At 43.1% G+C, this 16,787-nt stretch carries 26 protein-coding genes and 1 pseudogene; 24 read left to right on the top strand and 3 right to left on the bottom strand.

What is annotated here, in order from left to right; genetic code table 11:
* From AB4323_RS09130 to AB4323_RS09055, 16 genes and pseudogenes are all read left to right on the top strand, one after another.
* A pseudogene (locus AB4323_RS09130) lies at positions 1-150 on the top strand (GNAT family N-acetyltransferase); the annotation flags it as partial.
* A gap of 18 nt (positions 151-168) precedes the next feature.
* On the top strand, positions 169-726 hold the full coding sequence (locus tag AB4323_RS09125) for a nucleotidyltransferase family protein (protein ID WP_102333296.1): 558 nt from the start codon (positions 169-171) through the stop codon (positions 724-726).
* Between the two features lie 139 nt (positions 727-865).
* Positions 866-1,282, top strand: a complete 417-nt coding sequence (locus AB4323_RS09120; RefSeq protein WP_102333297.1) for an NUDIX hydrolase — start codon at positions 866-868, stop codon at positions 1,280-1,282.
* A 25-nt stretch (positions 1,283-1,307) separates the two neighbouring features.
* Positions 1,308-1,745: an NUDIX pyrophosphatase gene (locus AB4323_RS09115; RefSeq protein WP_102333298.1), complete on the top strand. Its 438-nt coding sequence runs from the start codon at positions 1,308-1,310 to the stop codon at positions 1,743-1,745.
* A gap of 87 nt (positions 1,746-1,832) precedes the next feature.
* Positions 1,833-2,240 (top strand): VOC family protein, encoded by a 408-nt coding sequence (locus tag AB4323_RS09110; protein WP_102333299.1) that lies wholly within the window; start codon positions 1,833-1,835, stop codon positions 2,238-2,240.
* A 168-nt stretch (positions 2,241-2,408) separates the two neighbouring features.
* A complete protein-coding gene (locus AB4323_RS09105) occupies positions 2,409-2,879 on the top strand; it encodes a GNAT family N-acetyltransferase (RefSeq protein ID WP_017070703.1) in 471 nt (156 codons plus the stop codon).
* 77 nt (positions 2,880-2,956) lie between these two features.
* On the top strand, positions 2,957-3,301 hold the full coding sequence (locus AB4323_RS09100) for a VOC family protein (RefSeq protein WP_017061800.1): 345 nt from the start codon (positions 2,957-2,959) through the stop codon (positions 3,299-3,301).
* Positions 3,302-3,420: 119 nt separating this feature from the next.
* Entirely contained in the window at positions 3,421-3,837 is a 417-nt protein-coding gene (locus AB4323_RS09095; RefSeq protein WP_017061801.1) for a VOC family protein, read from the top strand.
* Between the two features lie 52 nt (positions 3,838-3,889).
* Entirely contained in the window at positions 3,890-4,306 is a 417-nt protein-coding gene (locus AB4323_RS09090) for a GNAT family N-acetyltransferase (RefSeq protein ID WP_102333300.1), read from the top strand.
* A 150-nt stretch (positions 4,307-4,456) separates the two neighbouring features.
* Entirely contained in the window at positions 4,457-4,816 is a 360-nt protein-coding gene (locus AB4323_RS09085) for a histidine kinase (protein WP_102333301.1), read from the top strand.
* A 75-nt stretch (positions 4,817-4,891) separates the two neighbouring features.
* Complete coding sequence (locus AB4323_RS09080) at positions 4,892-5,299, top strand: GNAT family N-acetyltransferase (RefSeq protein WP_102333302.1); 408 nt, start codon at positions 4,892-4,894, stop codon at positions 5,297-5,299.
* A 67-nt stretch (positions 5,300-5,366) separates the two neighbouring features.
* On the top strand, positions 5,367-5,948 hold the full coding sequence (locus AB4323_RS09075) for an HD domain-containing protein (protein WP_102333303.1): 582 nt from the start codon (positions 5,367-5,369) through the stop codon (positions 5,946-5,948).
* 203 nt (positions 5,949-6,151) lie between these two features.
* A complete protein-coding gene (locus tag AB4323_RS09070) occupies positions 6,152-6,409 on the top strand; it encodes a hypothetical protein (protein WP_065583644.1) in 258 nt (85 codons plus the stop codon).
* A gap of 181 nt (positions 6,410-6,590) precedes the next feature.
* Positions 6,591-7,055, top strand: a complete 465-nt coding sequence (locus tag AB4323_RS09065) for a DUF302 domain-containing protein (RefSeq protein WP_102333304.1) — start codon at positions 6,591-6,593, stop codon at positions 7,053-7,055.
* 259 nt (positions 7,056-7,314) lie between these two features.
* Positions 7,315-7,830 (top strand): adenylate kinase, encoded by a 516-nt coding sequence (locus AB4323_RS09060; RefSeq protein ID WP_065583646.1) that lies wholly within the window; start codon positions 7,315-7,317, stop codon positions 7,828-7,830.
* Positions 7,831-7,962: 132 nt separating this feature from the next.
* Positions 7,963-8,205: a hypothetical protein gene (locus AB4323_RS09055; protein WP_029235167.1), complete on the top strand. Its 243-nt coding sequence runs from the start codon at positions 7,963-7,965 to the stop codon at positions 8,203-8,205.
* A 112-nt stretch (positions 8,206-8,317) separates the two neighbouring features.
* Here the strand turns inward: AB4323_RS09055 and AB4323_RS09050 are convergent, their stop codons facing one another.
* Positions 8,318-8,650, bottom strand: a complete 333-nt coding sequence (locus AB4323_RS09050; protein ID WP_017068336.1) for a PBPRA1643 family SWIM/SEC-C metal-binding motif protein — start codon at positions 8,648-8,650, stop codon at positions 8,318-8,320.
* A gap of 255 nt (positions 8,651-8,905) precedes the next feature.
* Between AB4323_RS09050 and AB4323_RS09045 the strand changes: the two genes are divergently transcribed.
* The 7 genes from AB4323_RS09045 (at position 8,906) to AB4323_RS09015 (ending at position 12,767) form a co-directional block, all read left to right on the top strand.
* Positions 8,906-9,622 (top strand): HAD family hydrolase, encoded by a 717-nt coding sequence (locus AB4323_RS09045; RefSeq protein ID WP_017061811.1) that lies wholly within the window; start codon positions 8,906-8,908, stop codon positions 9,620-9,622.
* 51 nt (positions 9,623-9,673) lie between these two features.
* Positions 9,674-10,057: a nuclear transport factor 2 family protein gene (locus AB4323_RS09040; RefSeq protein ID WP_102333305.1), complete on the top strand. Its 384-nt coding sequence runs from the start codon at positions 9,674-9,676 to the stop codon at positions 10,055-10,057.
* Between the two features lie 71 nt (positions 10,058-10,128).
* Positions 10,129-10,860, top strand: a complete 732-nt coding sequence (locus tag AB4323_RS09035) for a glucose 1-dehydrogenase (RefSeq protein ID WP_102333306.1) — start codon at positions 10,129-10,131, stop codon at positions 10,858-10,860.
* Positions 10,861-10,953: 93 nt separating this feature from the next.
* Entirely contained in the window at positions 10,954-11,586 is a 633-nt protein-coding gene (gene catB, locus AB4323_RS09030) for a type B chloramphenicol O-acetyltransferase (RefSeq protein WP_017063920.1), read from the top strand.
* A 170-nt stretch (positions 11,587-11,756) separates the two neighbouring features.
* Positions 11,757-12,008 carry a Rho-binding antiterminator gene (locus AB4323_RS09025; protein WP_017068339.1) on the top strand — a complete coding sequence of 84 codons (252 nt, stop codon included), beginning with the start codon at positions 11,757-11,759 and terminating at the stop codon, positions 12,006-12,008.
* An 8-nt stretch (positions 12,009-12,016) separates the two neighbouring features.
* Positions 12,017-12,250, top strand: coding sequence for a hypothetical protein (locus AB4323_RS09020; RefSeq protein ID WP_017068340.1), 234 nt, complete (start codon positions 12,017-12,019; stop codon positions 12,248-12,250).
* 67 nt (positions 12,251-12,317) lie between these two features.
* Positions 12,318-12,767 carry a GyrI-like domain-containing protein gene (locus AB4323_RS09015; protein WP_102319784.1) on the top strand — a complete coding sequence of 150 codons (450 nt, stop codon included), beginning with the start codon at positions 12,318-12,320 and terminating at the stop codon, positions 12,765-12,767.
* Between the two features lie 223 nt (positions 12,768-12,990).
* On the opposite strand, the gene AB4323_RS09010 is transcribed toward AB4323_RS09015, so the two are convergent.
* On the bottom strand, positions 12,991-13,581 hold the full coding sequence (locus tag AB4323_RS09010; RefSeq protein WP_240799499.1) for a glutathione S-transferase: 591 nt from the start codon (positions 13,579-13,581) through the stop codon (positions 12,991-12,993).
* 173 nt (positions 13,582-13,754) lie between these two features.
* Between AB4323_RS09010 and AB4323_RS09005 the strand changes: the two genes are divergently transcribed.
* Positions 13,755-16,010, top strand: a complete 2,256-nt coding sequence (locus tag AB4323_RS09005; protein ID WP_102333308.1) for a peptidase U32 family protein — start codon at positions 13,755-13,757, stop codon at positions 16,008-16,010.
* Positions 16,011-16,197: 187 nt separating this feature from the next.
* Here AB4323_RS09005 and AB4323_RS09000 read toward each other — a convergent pair whose 3' ends face one another.
* On the bottom strand, positions 16,198-16,662 hold the full coding sequence (locus AB4323_RS09000) for a thioesterase family protein (protein WP_017061819.1): 465 nt from the start codon (positions 16,660-16,662) through the stop codon (positions 16,198-16,200).
* Positions 16,663-16,787: the final 125 nt, after the last annotated feature.

Here is a 16,787-nt window from a genome sequence, read left to right as displayed (position 1 = left end):
CAAGCGAAGTCATCATCCGCCTCTCACATCTCATGGACGGCAAGTCCGCACAATAAGAAAGCGCATGATTTCTACAAAAGGTTGGGTGCAAAGGTTGAGCGAATGGATGGTCAAAGACCTTATTTCCGTTGGGCAATGTACGATTCGTGATTAGATAAAAAGGGAATGATGAATAAACAAAAACTAAAGAACCTCATTCAACAAGTTCCTGAGCTAATCGAAACAGCCAACGTATGTCGTGAGGTGGGTTTGCCAAACTTCTATATTGCAGGCGGCGCCATCACTCAAATAATCTGGAATGATATCGAAAACAAACCGCTTCTAGACCAAGTTAAAGACTTAGATATTGTCTATTTCAATAATGCATCAGCCCTCACTGAGGACGAATTCAAAAACCGCATTCGTTCGCGGTTAAGTCATCGTGTCGACGTGGATGTAAAGAACCAAGCGACCATCCATGAGCGTTACGCTAAGAAGTTCGGTTGCTTGATTCAACCATACGATCGTGTTGAACAAGGTATCAAGTCTTGGCTTTCTGCGCTTGCTATCGGGTTTACTCTGGATGATTCAGGCGATATCAAGTTGTTTGCACCATACGGTGTAGAGGACGCGTTTGATATGCTGATTAAACCGAATAAGCGAGCAATGACAGAAGCGAACTACAACAAAATGACCGCTGGTTATAAGGCTAGATGGCAGCAAGTAAAAGTGTTTCCTTGGGTGTGATCGACAGAGCTTTACGAGATCATTCTCAACATTTGGTATTTAACTCGGCTTAGCGCTAGTGGTAAGTTTGAGCGTAATCTCGGCATTGTTAGTCACTTAGCTGTTCGTTTGTCTTTTGGTAAGAATTAAGGAGTTTTAAGTGAGTCAGGAAGTAAGAGTAGGTATCGCTGCGGTTATTCTACGTGAAGGGCGAGTGTTACTTGGAGAGCGAATTGGTTCTCACGGAGCTCATACGTGGGCAACGCCGGGCGGACACCTTGAATGGGGTGAGAGCATTGAAGAGTGTGCCAAACGCGAAACACTCGAAGAGACTGGCCTCGTTGTTAGTGGATTTGAAAAGCTCTCTTTTACCAATGATATTTTTGAGAAAGAGAACAAGCACTATATAACGCTGTTTGTTGTGGCTTCTGATGCTAGCGGCAAACCACAGGTGACAGAGCCTGATAAATGTAAGCAATGGAAATGGTTTAAGCTAGATGAGTTACCTGAGCCATTGTTTCTTCCTCTGACGAATCTGTTGAGCGACCCGGTCATCCTTGGGAAGTTAGCGCCGTAAACGTGAACGATTGGAGGGCATATCAATGAGAGCACCTTTTCAAGTTTTAGTCTTTCCCTATCAAATAGTCGACACCAAACCTCGGTTTTTAATCGTACGCAGAAGTGACAATAGTGTATGGCAGGCAATATCCGGTGGTGGCGAAAATGATGAATCAATTCTTGAAGCAGCAAAACGAGAGCTTTCTGAAGAAACTCAGTTAGTCGGTGATAACTGGCAGCAGCTTGATTCAATGTGCATGCTTCCAAAAGTCTTTTATGCAGGGAATTACAATTGGACTGAGCATCCATTCGTCATTCCTGAGCATTCCTTCTCAGTTAAAGTCACAGAAGATCCTGAACTATCAAGTGAACACACAGATTACCGTTGGTGCGACTACCAAGAAGCTATTGAACTTCTAACATATGACTCAAACAGAAACGCGCTTTGGGAGATTAACGAAAGGCTTTATAAAGCTAGCTAAAGTACACAGATTAATTAACTCTATATTAGAGTGGAAATCCTGATTAGATTCTTACTAATCTCTCGCTATTTAGTGAATAGGTAAATCATGACATTACGAGTAGTTCCAGAGCTTTATTGTTTCGATATTAATGTGAGCAAATCCTTTTTTGTCGATGTGTTGGGGTTTGAAGTGAAATACGAGCGCTCAGATGAAGAGTTTGTTTATCTAACGCTTGACGGTGTTGATGTGATGCTTGAAGGGATTGCGGGCAAAAGTCGAAAATGGCTTTCAGGTGATCTGGAGTTTCCGTTAGGGCGTGGTGTTAACTTCCAATGGGATGTTATCGATATCGAACCACTTTATCAGAGAGTTAACGAAAGCGCCGCTGATTCTATTTACTTAGCGTTAGAGTCAAAGTCTTATCAATGTGGGGATTCGATCGCGACTCAGAAGCAGTTCATCGTTCAAACTCCTGACGGTTATCTCTTTAGGCTCTGCCAAGATATTCATTAAGTCATGACCTTTTGGTTGGATACCAAATGCTGGTCTTTGCTCTAAATTATTGGATGGACTAAACGTATTAACTGAGTACTAAGGTTGCATTTCCCAAACTACGGTTCTCGAGACACTAGCGATGAGCTCTAGTCGGTTTTTCGTGCGTGTTATACAGAAGGAACAACAATGATAACTATCGAAAGGCTTGAAGATTCACATGTGGCGTTAGTTCAGGCCATCCAACTCGCCGATGAACAGGTTAAGTTCGCTGGTACAGCTGCAGAGTTTTTATTAGACGGCAGTGAAACGACGCACTTGCACGTGATTAAGTCTGATAACGAAGTTGTGGGTTTCTTTAAGCTGGATATCGCTTACGCAGAGCACTACGAATTCTGCCCTGAAGGAAGCATTGGCTTGAGAGCTTTTGTGCTTGATAAAAACCAGCAAGGTAAAGGTTTAGGAACAGGCACGGTGAAGGCTTTGTTTCCGTATTTAAAAGCGAATTACTCAGCGTATGAGTCGATTTACTTAACTGTGAATTGCAAAAATCCGGCAGCATTCAACTGTTATAAGAAAGGCGGCTTCGAAGATATCAATCAACAGTATTTAGGTGGCGCAGCAGGCCCGCAATTTATCATGCGCGGTCGAATTGCTTAGTAATAAATTATTGATGAGAAACACCTGCACAGCTGTATGCAGGTTGAGAGTCTTAAAGAACACGAGAAGGAAATTTGATGAAGGTTCAATATCTTGAAGTGGTTACCCCAGAGGTCGATGTCGTTTGTGCAACATACGCTCAGCTCTACAACGTGAAATTCAGTGGTGCAGATGTGAACCTTGGTGGGGCGCGCACTGCAAAGCTATCTAATGGCGGGGTAATTGGCATTCGAGCACCGCTTCGTGAAACTGAAGAACCAACTGTTCGTCATTACACGTTGGTTGAGGATATTCAGTCTGCAGTAACTGCAGCCGAGAAACTAGGCGCCGAAGTTGCGGTGCCGCCAATGGAGTTACCACGTCACGGGATGTGTGCCATTGTCATTCAAGGTGGCGTCGAGCTCGGATTCTGGCAGTTATAAATGATGTATACCTTTTAGATTGTGACGGACGAGATACTACGATTTATGATGCGACACCTAGTGTCTTTACCTGCTTCATGGCATCATTCCCTGCAGCTAAAACCCCAACAAGGTATGTTATGAAACAGAATATTGTTCACATTGCACTCGTGGTAAAAGACTACGATGAAGCGCTTGATTTCTATGTAAACAAGCTTAAGTTTGATCTCATCGAAGACACGTATCTGCCAGAAGAAGATAAGCGCTGGGTTGTTGTTGCTCCACCAAATTCAACCGGTGTGAGCCTGTTACTTGCTAGAGCTTCCAAGCCAGAGCAACTCGATTTCATCGGCAACCAAGCTGGTGGACGCGTATTCCTATTCTTAAACACCGATGATTTCTGGCGTGATTACGAACGCATGACGTCTTTGGGCATTAACTTTGTCCGAGAGCCTAAAGAGCAAGGCTACGGCACCGTTGCTGTGTTTGAAGATCTTTACGGTAACTTGTGGGATCTGCTTCAGTTAAACCCTGAACACCCTATGGCTAACAGGTAGAAAAGCTTAGTCAACAACCTTAATTCTGGTCATACGGATAGGCAGGAGCGACATGGAAGTCACAAGGTATCAACCCAAGTATTTAACCGCTTTACAGGCGCTCTATCTAGAATCAAGACAGGACACCTTTCATTGGGCTGATGCCGACGCTTTTGAGTTATCCGATTTCGAATTAGATACAGAAGGTGAGCAGATATGGGTGGCTGTTTCTGGCGACAAGGTTTTAGGTTTTGCCTCTGTTTGGGAACCTGAGAGTTTCATCCATCACCTCTATGTGTGCCCGCGAACGCTACGTTCTGGAGTAGGCTCTGCTTTACTCAATACCTGCAAACAACATTACACTGATCTGACTTTGAAGTGTTTGACTGCCAATGAACATGCTATTGGCTTTTACCAGTCGCAAGGTTTTGTTATCTCATTCACAAAAGGAGAGGGATTAGAGCGTTATCATTTAATGGAATACAGATAGCTGATATCTAAAGTTAGGATGTGAGCTACAACTTAGCTCTAAGTATTGAAAAATCAAATTTGAGTTCTTTGTTTACGGTGCAATAGATAATTTCAAATGGTAGCGTCATCCAATTCTGTTTCAATGTTTAGTCGTTACTAGAGGTCCCGAATGAATCAAGTTGAAGTTCTTTATGCCCTAATGAATAGAATAGTGTCTGATTTAAATAAACGTTTGCCAGTTTCTTTGGTTCTACATCAGCAACAAATAACAACAAAGAATATTAGTTTGAGTGGGGCTAATGGGAGGGTATGGGTATCTCCATGTCAGGGCGGTTACGATATTTCGATTAGCGGAATTTCGCTCGAAAATGATATGACGGCAAGGTTAACATCTTATTTTGGTCGCAATCCGGATGGCTACAAACAAAGAAATGCAACTCGAGGTTTTGAACGCCAGCCTTTTTGGCGCACAAGTAATTTTCTAAACGTCGAAGTCGTTTGTGAAATGTATGCCAAGACTACTCAATAGTAAATTAATGTTGAAAAGGATTTGCTTCATTTCAAGCTTGCATACTTACGTAGGCTTCTGAACATTGGAGATAATATGGAAATAAAACAGCTTTCAGCGACGGAGGTACTTCCGGTTAGGCATCAAGTGCTTTGGCCTGATAAACCGATGTCATTTTGTATGGTGCCAGATGACGAACAAGCAACGCATTACGGCGCGTTTGTTGGTGAGCAGTTGGTTTGTGTCGCGTCTATCTATATCCAAGGCAATGAAGCGAGGCTGAGAAAGTTTGCCACGCTGCCTGAATTCCAAGGGCAGGGAATCGGTTCAAACGTGATTGATCATGCCATCTCTAACCTCAAAGAATCAAACATCCAATATTTTTGGTGCGATGCGCGCACAACGGCTTTAGGTTTTTATCAAAAGTTTGGGATGGCTGTAGAAGGCTCTGAATTTGAAAAATCGGGTGTTGCGTATTACAAAATGTCGGTTCATTGGGAGTAACGCTTCTTTGTCGCTAAGTTAACTCTCAGCTCCGATAAATCATCAACTTAAGTTAAGGAAGCTCATCGTGGAAGAAATCAAAGGCATTCTGCAATTCATGGTCGAGATTGAACAATTAAAGGATGTTCATCGACAGACAAAACCGGTTGGATTGGATCGATATGAAAACTCCGCTGAGCACAGTTGGCACGTCTGTTTGAGCGCACTCATGTTGAAAGACTATGCCAATGAAGAAATCGATATTACGCGAGTAATGAAGATGCTGCTGATTCATGATCTTGGGGAAATCGATGCCGGAGACACCATCATTTATGCCAGTGAAACCGCAGAAAACAAGCTCAAAGAGAGAAACTGCGTTGAGCGCTTGCTGAAATCATTACCGAGCCATTCAAGAATCGAGTATTTGGATTTATGGCTTGAGTTCGAAGCAGGTGAGTCACCAGAAGCCAGATTTGGTAAGGCGATCGATAGAGTGCCGCCTTTGCTTCATAACATCCATGGTGGTGGTCACAGCTGGAAGAAGCACAACGTATCTAAAGACAAAGTACTGACCTTCAATGGCGAGCGTATTTCTAAAGGCAGTCGTGCTCTATGGAAAGAACTAGAAGTACAACTTGAAGGCGCTGCAGACAAAGGGTTATTAAAGTAAAAGCTAATTTCATACCTTAGCGTAAGTATAGCTTTAGCGGCTCAATGAGGGAGATCTCGATGGTAACTGATTCAAGATGCATGGCACTTACCTTGTGTCTCATTTCTTTCTAATAAAACTCTAGTGGACAACAATAAGTTCGAGAACCGAGTGATAAGTTGTTAGTATGTATCAAATTTATAAATATCAGTTGGCTTATATAAATGCTTGATAATAAGTATATTAAACACCCTTATCACTGTGAGCAGTGCGACGCACTTACCCCGCACCTTGCTGTTAGCGCTTCCGATGCTGAATCTAAAGCGGACGCTGAATCTGAAAAGAAACAATGGAAGTTAGGCGTGTTGATGGAATACCTGATGACGTTATTGTTTAAAGGTGACCATAATGTTCCCGGTTTTTATGTAGACAGTGATTACGAATACCAATGTGAGAAATGTGGGACTAAGTCGTGGCACTGATCGTGTGTTTAACTTTTGAAAAAATCTCCACCTAAACTGATGATAATAAGACGCATTAGAAAAGTGATCCTCTCTGCAAACTGAGAATGGAATCGCGTCTATACTGACATGGGTTACGTCGCTGAATTTGGAAGTGGCGCTATGAATGTAAGTTTGATTAGGTTAAATCTCAGAGGTGACGATGAAAAAATTACTACCACTATGCGCCATTTTACTCTCGGCATCATTTTCAGCTGCGGCTTCTGATGGTTTGATTAAATACCAAAGTAATTATTCAGTGAAAGAGACCGCTGACCGCTTTGAAGAAATCGCCAAGAGCAAAGGTTTGACCTTGTTTGCGAGAATCGACCATCAGAAAAACGCGAGTAAGGTCGATCTTGAATTGAGACCAACGGAAGTCATCATCTTTGGTAACCCGAAAGTAGGGACACCATTAATGCAATGTGCTCAAGAAGTCGCGATAGATTTACCGCAGAAGGTGTTAGTCACTGAGGATTCTAATAAGAAAGTATGGTTGTCTTACAACGATCCTAATTACTTGGTAGAGCGTCACGCGATCAATGGCTGTGACGAGGTCGTTAAGAAAGTATCGGGTGTACTAAGCAAGCTATCAGAAGCGACAGTGACGAAAAAGAAAGCAAAATAACCAAGACGAATAAGCACTCATTAAGACTATTAATGGGTGCGATATGACGATGATATCGCCCATTAGTCATTGTGTTGACAACTAAGCAACAGTATATAAAAGTAGTTTTATGAAACTGAATTTAGCGCCATCTAACCAACGAATTATCATCATTCCATAGGAATGGTGGGATTGTTGATGCGCTTTGTTTATCGAACCCACCCGTAAGGTGGGTTTTTTGTCGCTGTCTTATGGGTTTTATCTGAATAGAGGAAGTCATATGAAAAAGATCGCGGTTTTTGGCAAGCCTGGGAGTGGAAAATCCACAATCAGCAAGGCGTTAGCACTAGCTACAGGGATAGAGCTTCACCAGTTAGATTCTATTGTTTATAAGGCCAACGGAGAGTTTGTTGAACGTGAAGTATTCGAGCAGGCTCATGAGAGCATACTTAAGTCAGAAAGCTGGATCATCGATGGTTTTGGCCCTCTAGGATCGTTCAACACACGTTTAGATGCAGCTGATACCTTGGTTTATATCGACCTTCCTTATTCAATTAGCTACTGGTTTGTAACCAAGCGAATGCTCAAAGGTCTATTCGTTAAACCTGAAGGCTGGCCTGATGGAAGTTCAGTTATAAAAGGCACGATACAAAGTTATAAGACACTAAAACTGTGTCCTAAATTTTGGAATGACGACTTTAAAGCGCAGTTAGAATTGCGTGCTAAAGAGAAAGAGGTTTACATCATCAGAAGCGTGACTGAATTGAATAACTTTGTTCATCAACACGTCACTTAACAGTCGAGAGCTTACCTTTCTTTGAAACGCTTTAATTTGCTCATAACTTCATGAAAATATATAGATTTAACTCAACATGTGGCATATTTGCCATGTGTTGAATTTGTGCTTTGAGTTAAGGCGATAGATATTATGTATGGAAGTGAGAAGACGAGAGCGTTCTGCTGTAACTGTAAGGAACTTACACTGCATAGGTACACGATGTTCAGTAGCCAAGTGCAAAAGGCACCACAAGCTGAAGATAAAGAACCGAGCTTACTCCAACGAATTTTATCGGAGTTTCTATCTTTTGGTGTTACAGGTTCGGGCGCGACAGGTGATTACAAATGTACCCAATGTGGAACATATCTGAATACACCAGACAACCTCGACTGAGTTTGTGAGTTTGTGAGTTTGGCTTAGGCAAATAAAAACGGGAAGACCTCAATGATCTTCCCGTTAGATATTACTTAACTCATCGTGCTATTGGCAGTTTGAGTGAGAAGCCTTATGCACAACACTTCTTGTATTTTTTACCGCTGCCGCAAGAACACGGATCGTTACGGTTAGGGGTCTTTTCAAACGTCATCGTTTTTGGCTTGTTCAGTAGAGTATCAAGCTCGATGGTGTTCTCTTCTTTGTCTGCGTCGACTGTAACAGTAACGAAGATAGTATTTTCAGCGGCTAGTGCTTCAACTTCTGCTTTGCGCGCTTCAGTTTGAACCATTACTGCGATTGGAGATTCTTCAGTACCCGCTTTCACATCGCGGTTTACGTTGTAGCCAGCAAGAACGTGGTTCTGTCTTGTTTCGATACGGCCTTTGAAAAATAGTTTCGACATTGGGTACTCATTAAAAATGTTGAATGGCGCTATTTTTAACGGCGATAGCGCAATGGAGCGGGGATTATACGCATATATTGCAATTGATAAAGCAGTGATGTGAGCAAACACTGTTTGGTTTTTGTTTGCTAGTAACGGTTTGTTCTCTAGCTTTGCTTCTATTCGACAAATTTCGAAATTCAAGACAATAAAATTGCCCTAAATAGGCTTATGAATGATAAATTCAAATTACTAATCGAAACAAAGAGATAGTGTATGAAGTTAGATGCCATCCTGTGGGATTACGATGGAACCATAGTCAATTCCGTTCCAAAGAATATCGCAATCACAAAAGATATTATCTCTTTAGTCGCGCCACACTTGTCAGGTGATAACTTACCTAAATATTTGCTCAGCGAAGCGCTTTATCATGAAGCCAACCACGGGGCTAAAAACTGGCAAGCCTTATATGTCGATTATTACGGTTTATCACACGATGAAATGTTGATCGCTGGTGGAATGTGGGCAGAGCATCAAGAGAAAAACCAAACAGCCGTTGCCTTGTTTGAAGGAATGGAAACCGTGGTTAATCAGTTTGCTCATCTTCCACATGGGATCTGCTCTCAAAACTCTCAATTGAATATTCGTGGTGTGCTCGACAGTTATGGCATTGGTGATTTGTTTAAATCGGTCGTGGGCTATGACGATGTCTCGAACGGTAACCAAAAACCCCATCCATTTGGTGGTGTGAAATGTGTCGAGAACATATTTGGCGCCGATCCGACTAACGAGCTTTGTTTGATGTACATCGGTGACCATGAAGCGGACACACAGTTTGCTCGCAATATTGAAGCCGCGCTGGGTAAAAACGCAAAAGTGATTGCCGTTGCAGCAGGTTATAGCCGATCGAAACCTGAAAATTGGCAAACCAAGCCCGATTACATTGCTAACAGTGTCGATGATCTTTTAACGATCATTAGCAAGTACGCATAACGAAGCCGACATTTAAAAATCACCACACGTAAATAACTTTAAGGAAGAATAATGACACCAAAACAAGTGGTATTGGGATTTTGGGATTCAATGCGCAGTAATGATTTTGCAAAGGCAGGTGAATGGCTAACCGCAGATTTTGAAGGCTATTGGCCGCAGTCGTCTGAATTGACGTTAGGGCGCGACAACTTCACTGCAATCAATACTGAATACCCAGCCAATGGTGTTTGGGAATTCACGCTCAATTCGATTGTCTGTGAAGGTGATACGGTAGTCACGGACGTTTCGGTCACTGACAGTGTGTTGAAAGACCGAGTGATCACCTTTCACACGGTGGTTGACGGTTTAATTCAAAAGCAAACTGAGTTTTGGCCAGACCCATTCGAAGCGCCGGCGTGGCGATCGCAGTGGGTTCAGATCGTATCGAACAATTAGTTTGTATCGATACGATCAGTTTGTCACGAACAATCAGGTTGCACAGAATAAGTAAACATTAGGAGGTTTCATTGAGCAAGGTAGTGGTTGTAACCGGCGGAAGCCGAGGCATTGGCGCAGCAACGTCTAAATTGTTGGCCAGTAAAGGCTATGCTGTATGCGTTAACTTCATACACAATGAGTCGCGAGCTGAAGATCTAGTAGACGAGATTCGTGAACAAGGCGGAACCGCGATAAGCGTGCGTGCGGATGTGTCTGTTGAATCGGATGTGAAATCTTTATTTGAGATTGCTCGTAATAAGCTAGGTCCAGTGACGCACTTGGTCAATAATGCCGGGATCTTGTTTACCCAGTCACCATTGGTTGATATTGAATTGGATCGCTTTGAAAAGGTGATGAAATCCAACGTATCAAGCTGCTTTCTGTGCAGTAAAGCCTTTATCAAACAAGCCGATGGCGCGGGTTCGATTGTGAATGTATCGTCTGCCGCTTCTCGTACTGGCGCACCGTTTGAGTATGTGGATTACGCAGCATCGAAAGGTGCGATGGATTCACTCACCAAAGGCTTATCGCTTGAATTAGCTTCACGCAATATCCGAGTGAATGGCGTAAGGCCAGGTTGTATTTATACTGAGATGCATGCAGACGGCGGAGAGCCAGATCGCGTAGACAGACTAGCTTCGCAGTTACCGTTACAACGAGGTGGCACACCAGAAGAAGTCGCGAACTCTATCGCGTGGTTATTATCAGACGAAGCTTCGTATGTCACCGGCTCGTTTATTGATATTGCAGGCGGTCAATAGGGCACGTTTGCCTTTACACTAATATAAACAAGTTAAAACCATCAACACGCAACAAAAGTACCTAACTAAAAGAACGAAACTAAGAGTACAACCATGAAAAACTATTTTGAAAGCCCGTTTGTTGGAAAGTCACTCAAAGAACAAGTGACCAACCCAAACATCATCGTGGGCGAGCACAGCTATTACTCGGGTTACTACCATAACCACAGCTTTGATGACTGTGCGCGTTACCTATTACCGGATAGAACCGACATCGATAAGCTGATCATTGGCAGCTACTGCTCGATTGGTTCTGGCGCCGTGTTTATGATGGCGGGCAACCAAGGCCACCAAAACCAGTGGGTGAGTACCTTCCCGTTTTTCTATCAAGACGATGAGAAGTTTGAAGGTGCGATAGACGGCTTTGAACGCTCTGGTGATACCGTGATTGGTAACGATGTGTGGATTGGTACAGAAGCCATGATCATGAGTGGTGTTAAGGTTGGTGACGGAGCCATCATCGCAAGTCGAGCGGTTGTGACTAAAGATGTCGCGCCATACTCGATTGTCGGTTCAAACCCAGCACGCCATATCCGTTATCGTTTCAATGAGACTGAAATCGCTCAGTTGCTAGAAATGAAATGGTGGGAATGGAGCGAAGAACAAATCAAAGGCGCAATGTCGCTAATGTGTTCTTCAGACATTGGTGGTTTGTACCATTATTGGAAAGGATTCTTGAAGCCTTAAATTGTCGTTCACAGATGAAATGTGAATGGTGAGAACGAGATTAAATTTAACAAATTACTCAATAATCTGATTATGGCAATGCGATTGTGATACGAGTAACTTATTGATTGTAAAGATATTGAATAGTATGGCATGTCGCATTAGCGTGGTGGATGAATTGGAAGGGTATTATGATTAGTTGCAACGATTACGATTATATTGAGATTGTGTGTATGCACCGATACCCAATCAAATTAACGCTGAAATCTGGCGAGCAGATTGAATGTGTCGGATTAGATACTCAACGCAATGATAGCCGTGAAGAGTGCATTAAAGTCAGTACTCAAGGCGAGCAACAACTTGTCGTATTAACTCAAATAGCGACATTGGATGTCTGTGTCGACAACCCTCACTTTCAGCATGTTTCATTCAAAACGTCATAGGCTTTCAAATGAATAGAACCATAGAACAATGCTATTGCACCGCGTGCAGAGAAGAGACACAACATGTTGTTGTGTTGGTCAGAAAGACGAGTGCGTTTGCAGACAAACCTAACCAAAAGCGAAGTGAGTTTTGGGCAGGCATGATAAAAGGTTGGTTCCTTGGCCCGTTTGTCGCGTCAATGGATGAGTTTTCTCGTCACCTTGTCTGTGAAAAATGTGGCCATAAAGAGATACAAGATTAGCATCGTTATCTTATAAAACATTGGATTCAATACAGTTAGATCGTCAATTGGCTTAGGAATAGAACGAATGAAAGTTGAAACGATAGAAGCCGTAAAGGCGTATGGTTTTTCAGTAAGAACCACCAATACCGATGAGATGGACCCAGCAAGAGCCAAGATAGGGCAATTGTGGCAGGGCTTTTTTGACCAAGCATTTCCGAAATTAACACCGGATTCAAAAGTGTATGGCGTTTACACTAACTACGAGTCTGACTTTACGGGCGAATTTGATGTTATCGCGTGTACTAATGCACTTACGGATCAGAATGTTGATACGCTTGTAGAAACCGAAATACAAGCAGGTAAATACTTAACGTTTTCTGCTGAAGGTGAATTACCACAAGCTGTGATCGACCTATGGGGTGAAGTGTGGGCGTATTTCAGCGCTGCTGACTGCCCACATGTGAGAACTTACACGACAGATTTTGAACTATACAAAGGTGAAACTGAAGTCGAGATTTCGATAGCGATTCAGTGATCAGGTTAAAATGAACAAAAGGCTTAGCTTAGACTGTGTTTGCCAGTTAAGAGACAGTCGTTACCGGTAAAGAGACAACGGAATCCCAGTTAAGCCTTTGAATATCTGTTCTTTACAAAGAAGATAAAGTGTCACGTAACTACTTTAATACCTAGGAATTATCTATTCCAGAATTCCCCTAGATCACCCTAGATACCCTTAAGTCACCCAAAATTTTCTTAAGTTATCCAAAAAGACAATCTTGCTTGGTTTCATTCCACAAAGGGTATTGCTTCATGACTTGGGTGTAGAGCTTACTTTCCAAGTGCGCTCTTAACCAACGTCCTACGTTTTGGTATTCAGATTGCACAAACCACTTCTTTTCGACCCGCACAAACTGGCTGACAAAAGGCATCACCGCAAAATCGGCCAAGCTTGGGCTTTCTCCAAAAAAGTAGGGCTGATCGGTAAGTCGCACTTCTAACTGCTTAATGAAGGTTTCGCAGGCTTGTCGGCGTTGTTCAACATCGATGTTTCGGTAACGAACCGATGCACGATACCTTTCTAAGTGACCAATAAATTCTTCATCGTTGGTTTTAATGAGCTGCTGAACTTGTTCGCTAAGCGTTGGATTGCTTGAACGCAGAAGATCTTGAGGATCGTTTTGTTGAAGTGACCAGTTCATCACATCCAAGCTCTGTTCAATGACTTGTCCATTGGGTAACACCAATACAGGCACTGTTCCTTTTGGCGAACTGGCCAATAGTTCGCTAGGCTTGTCTTTGGTAACAATTTCTCGAAGTAACACTTTTTGCTGTGATAGTGCGATGCCCATTCGTCCGCGCATTGCATAAGGGCAACGGCGTAAAGAATAAAGGATAGGTAGATCGGATTCGTTCGGCATTATTGAGGTCATTTAGTTTGAAAAGTGTTGTACGGTGGTAAAGAGATCGTGATGTGGGTAGAATACGCGGCTTAAAAATTATAAGTAAGTGAGCGACTTCAAAAATGAGCAGAAAAATTGAGTTATTAGCCCCAGGTGGCGATGTAGAAGCGATAAAAGCCGCCATCGTAGCGGGTGCTAATGCAGTTTATTGTGGTTTAGACACATTCAACGCTCGTAACAGAGCCTCTAACCTGTCGTTAGACGAATTGAATGGTGTGATTCGCCTTGCTCATGAATACGGCTGTGAAGTGTTCCTGACTCTTAACGTTGTGCTACTGGAGCACGAGACTAAGAGCATCACCAAACTGCTGAACCAGCTTGTGAACACCAAAGTGGACGGCATCATTGTTCAAGACTTGGGTTTATTCAACCTGGTTAAGAAGCATTTCCCATCGTTAGACGTTCACGCGTCGACTCAGTTAACTACGCACAACGAAGGTCAGATTAAGTTCTTGTCTAAGATTGGCGCGACGCGCGTTAACTTGTCTCGTGAGTTGAACCTGCCTGAAATCAAGATGCTGACGGAAGTGGCACACGATCACGACGTATTAACCGAAGTGTTCGTACACGGCGCTCTGTGTATCGCATTCTCTGGTCAATGTTACTCAAGCTCAGTAAGTGTGGGTAACTCAGGTAACCGTGGTCGTTGTAGCCAAGCGTGTCGTGATGAGTACGAAATCACCAACGCGGGCAACAAGTTCCCACTTAACCTGAAAGATAACTCAGCTTACTACGACCTACCTGAATTGGTTGATGCGAAAGTCGACTCATTGAAAGTAGAAGGCCGTATTAAAGGCGCACACTACGTTTACACTGTGGTAGACACATGGCGTAAACAGATTGATAGCTTTGTAGAAAGTGGTTTGTTGATCGAAGACGATTCGAACCTACACAAAGTATTCAACCGTGATTTCACCAACTCTTTCCTAAAGGGCAACCTAACGAAAGACATGTTCATCGATAACCCGCGCGACAACAGCATGAACTACGCTGTTGAAAAAGCGACGGAGCAGAACAACGAAATCTCAGTTGTACAGATTCAAGAAGTGACCAACGAACTTCACCAAGCGAAAGACGTTCTTGGTAACGAAATGCGTGACAAGATCGAGTTCCTTGATATTCGCAAGACACCAGTAGCACTGTCGTTCAGCGCAAAAGTGGGTCAACCATTTACGGTGACTGTGAACACGCCAAAAGAGAACTTTACTCTTCAATCTAAATCGCTATTGAAAGCGGTTGAAGAGAAGGCGATTACTCAAGAGCTACTTGAGAAGCGCTTCAAAAACGTGAAGAGTGCAGTTCACACGCTAGAAAGCCACGACTTCAGTGAAGTGGATGCAGGCTTGTTGATTCCTCTAAAAGAAGTTTCAGACCTAAAAGACGAGATCGACTTCATTCTGAACGGCTCTGTGGAAGTGATTAAGCACGTTGAAGTGCCAGCACTGCCTCAGCACCCTAAAGTGAACGAGAAGCCGACTATGTCGATGCTTATCGCCGATGTAGAAGACTTACACCTGTATGACGTGACTGACGCGGATGTTTACTTCAAACTTCCAGAAAGCTTCAAGAAGCGTTGTAACAAGTACATCGACATCTTGGCAGCAAACCCACGTTTGATTCCTTGGTTCCCAGCGGTATTGATCGGTAAAGATTACGACGAAGCGGTTCGTATTCTTGAAGAGATCAAGCCAGCTCGCATCGTAACCAACAACACGGGTATTGCTTACAAAGCTTACGAGATGGGTATTGAGTGGGTTGCAGGCCCGTTCATGAACACGACCAACTCTCACGCACTGGTTACTCTGAAAGAAGAGCTGAACTGTGCAGGCGCATTCATTTCGAACGAGATCAACAAAGGTCAGATTCGTCATATTCGTCGCCCAGAGAACTTCAAACTGTTCTACAGCATTTACCACCCAATCTTGATGATGACCAGCCGTCAGTGTTTCTTCCAAAGAACCGTGGGTTGTAACAAGCCAAGCATCGAAGCAGGTTGTATGTTGAAGTGTGAGAAAGCGACCACGATTACCAACGTGAAAGGCATCTCTTTTGCGGTTGATAAACAGAAGGGTGGCTACCCAAGCATTTACAACCACGAGCAGTTCTTGAACCACGACGCAGTAACTGACTTCTCTGGTCTGTTCGACGAGTTCTTCATTGACCTAACCAACATCGGTGCAGGTTCTAAAGAAGTGAAAGACAAAGTTGAGCTTATCAAGCATTTCGAAGCGCTACTGAACGGCGTTGAAGGTTCACAACAGAACCTAGAGCAGATGGTTGAAGTTCGAACTAATGCTCAGTACGTGCAAGGTCTATAGCGTACAAGGTTTATAGGGTTCAATGTCTATGGGCTGTAAGGCTTATAGCTTCTAACGCAAAGAGCGTTCAAGGTTTATAACGCTCAACCGCTTATAAGCACTCTGAACCAATAAACAAAAGGCCACTCAATCGAGTGGCCTTTTTAATGTCTGAAACTTTCTGAATCTTTCTCAACCAACGAATACGTTATTCTGTCACGGCTTCTTGTTTGAAGCATGGGCTTTTCAACGTGTTCATCTTTTCGATTTCATTGGTTAAGCGCAGCGAGAGCAGGGCTTTCTGGTTCGAAGCAAAATCAAACATCACGATAGTCGCAGTGCCAACGGTCGTCAGTTTCTGTTGAGCCTTACTGACAATCGCGTATTCCATTGTGAACCGATCATCTTGAATATCGGTAACACGTGAGCCAACCATCAAGGTATCTGGATACGTGACTGGGCGGAAATACTTACAGTAAGTGTCACCAAGAACAGGGCCAACTTTGGTAATCGCCATCTCTTCCATCAACTCAACGTGCTTGAAAAAATCTAAGCGAGCGGTTTCGAAATAGCGAAAATATACAGCGTTGTTAACGTGATTGAGTGCGTCCATTTCTCCCCAAGCGACAGGGATTTCTGTTACTACCGGGTAGTCAGATAATAGTGCTTCCATGCGAACTCTCTTATTGTTATGTAGGGATAAGTTGTTATTGGAATAAAAACCCTACCGCTAAATTAACAAAACTGCAACACGCGTGATTTAAGTTTTTGAAGCTTGAAACCACACAATGTCAGTGA

Origin of the sequence: Vibrio sp. 10N.261.52.C11, from assembly GCF_041471405.1 — a bacterium.
Taxonomy (GTDB): domain Bacteria; phylum Pseudomonadota; class Gammaproteobacteria; order Enterobacterales; family Vibrionaceae; genus Vibrio; species Vibrio crassostreae_C.
Note: the sequence above shows the minus strand (reverse complement) of the source record. Positions and strands in the feature narration are given on the sequence as shown.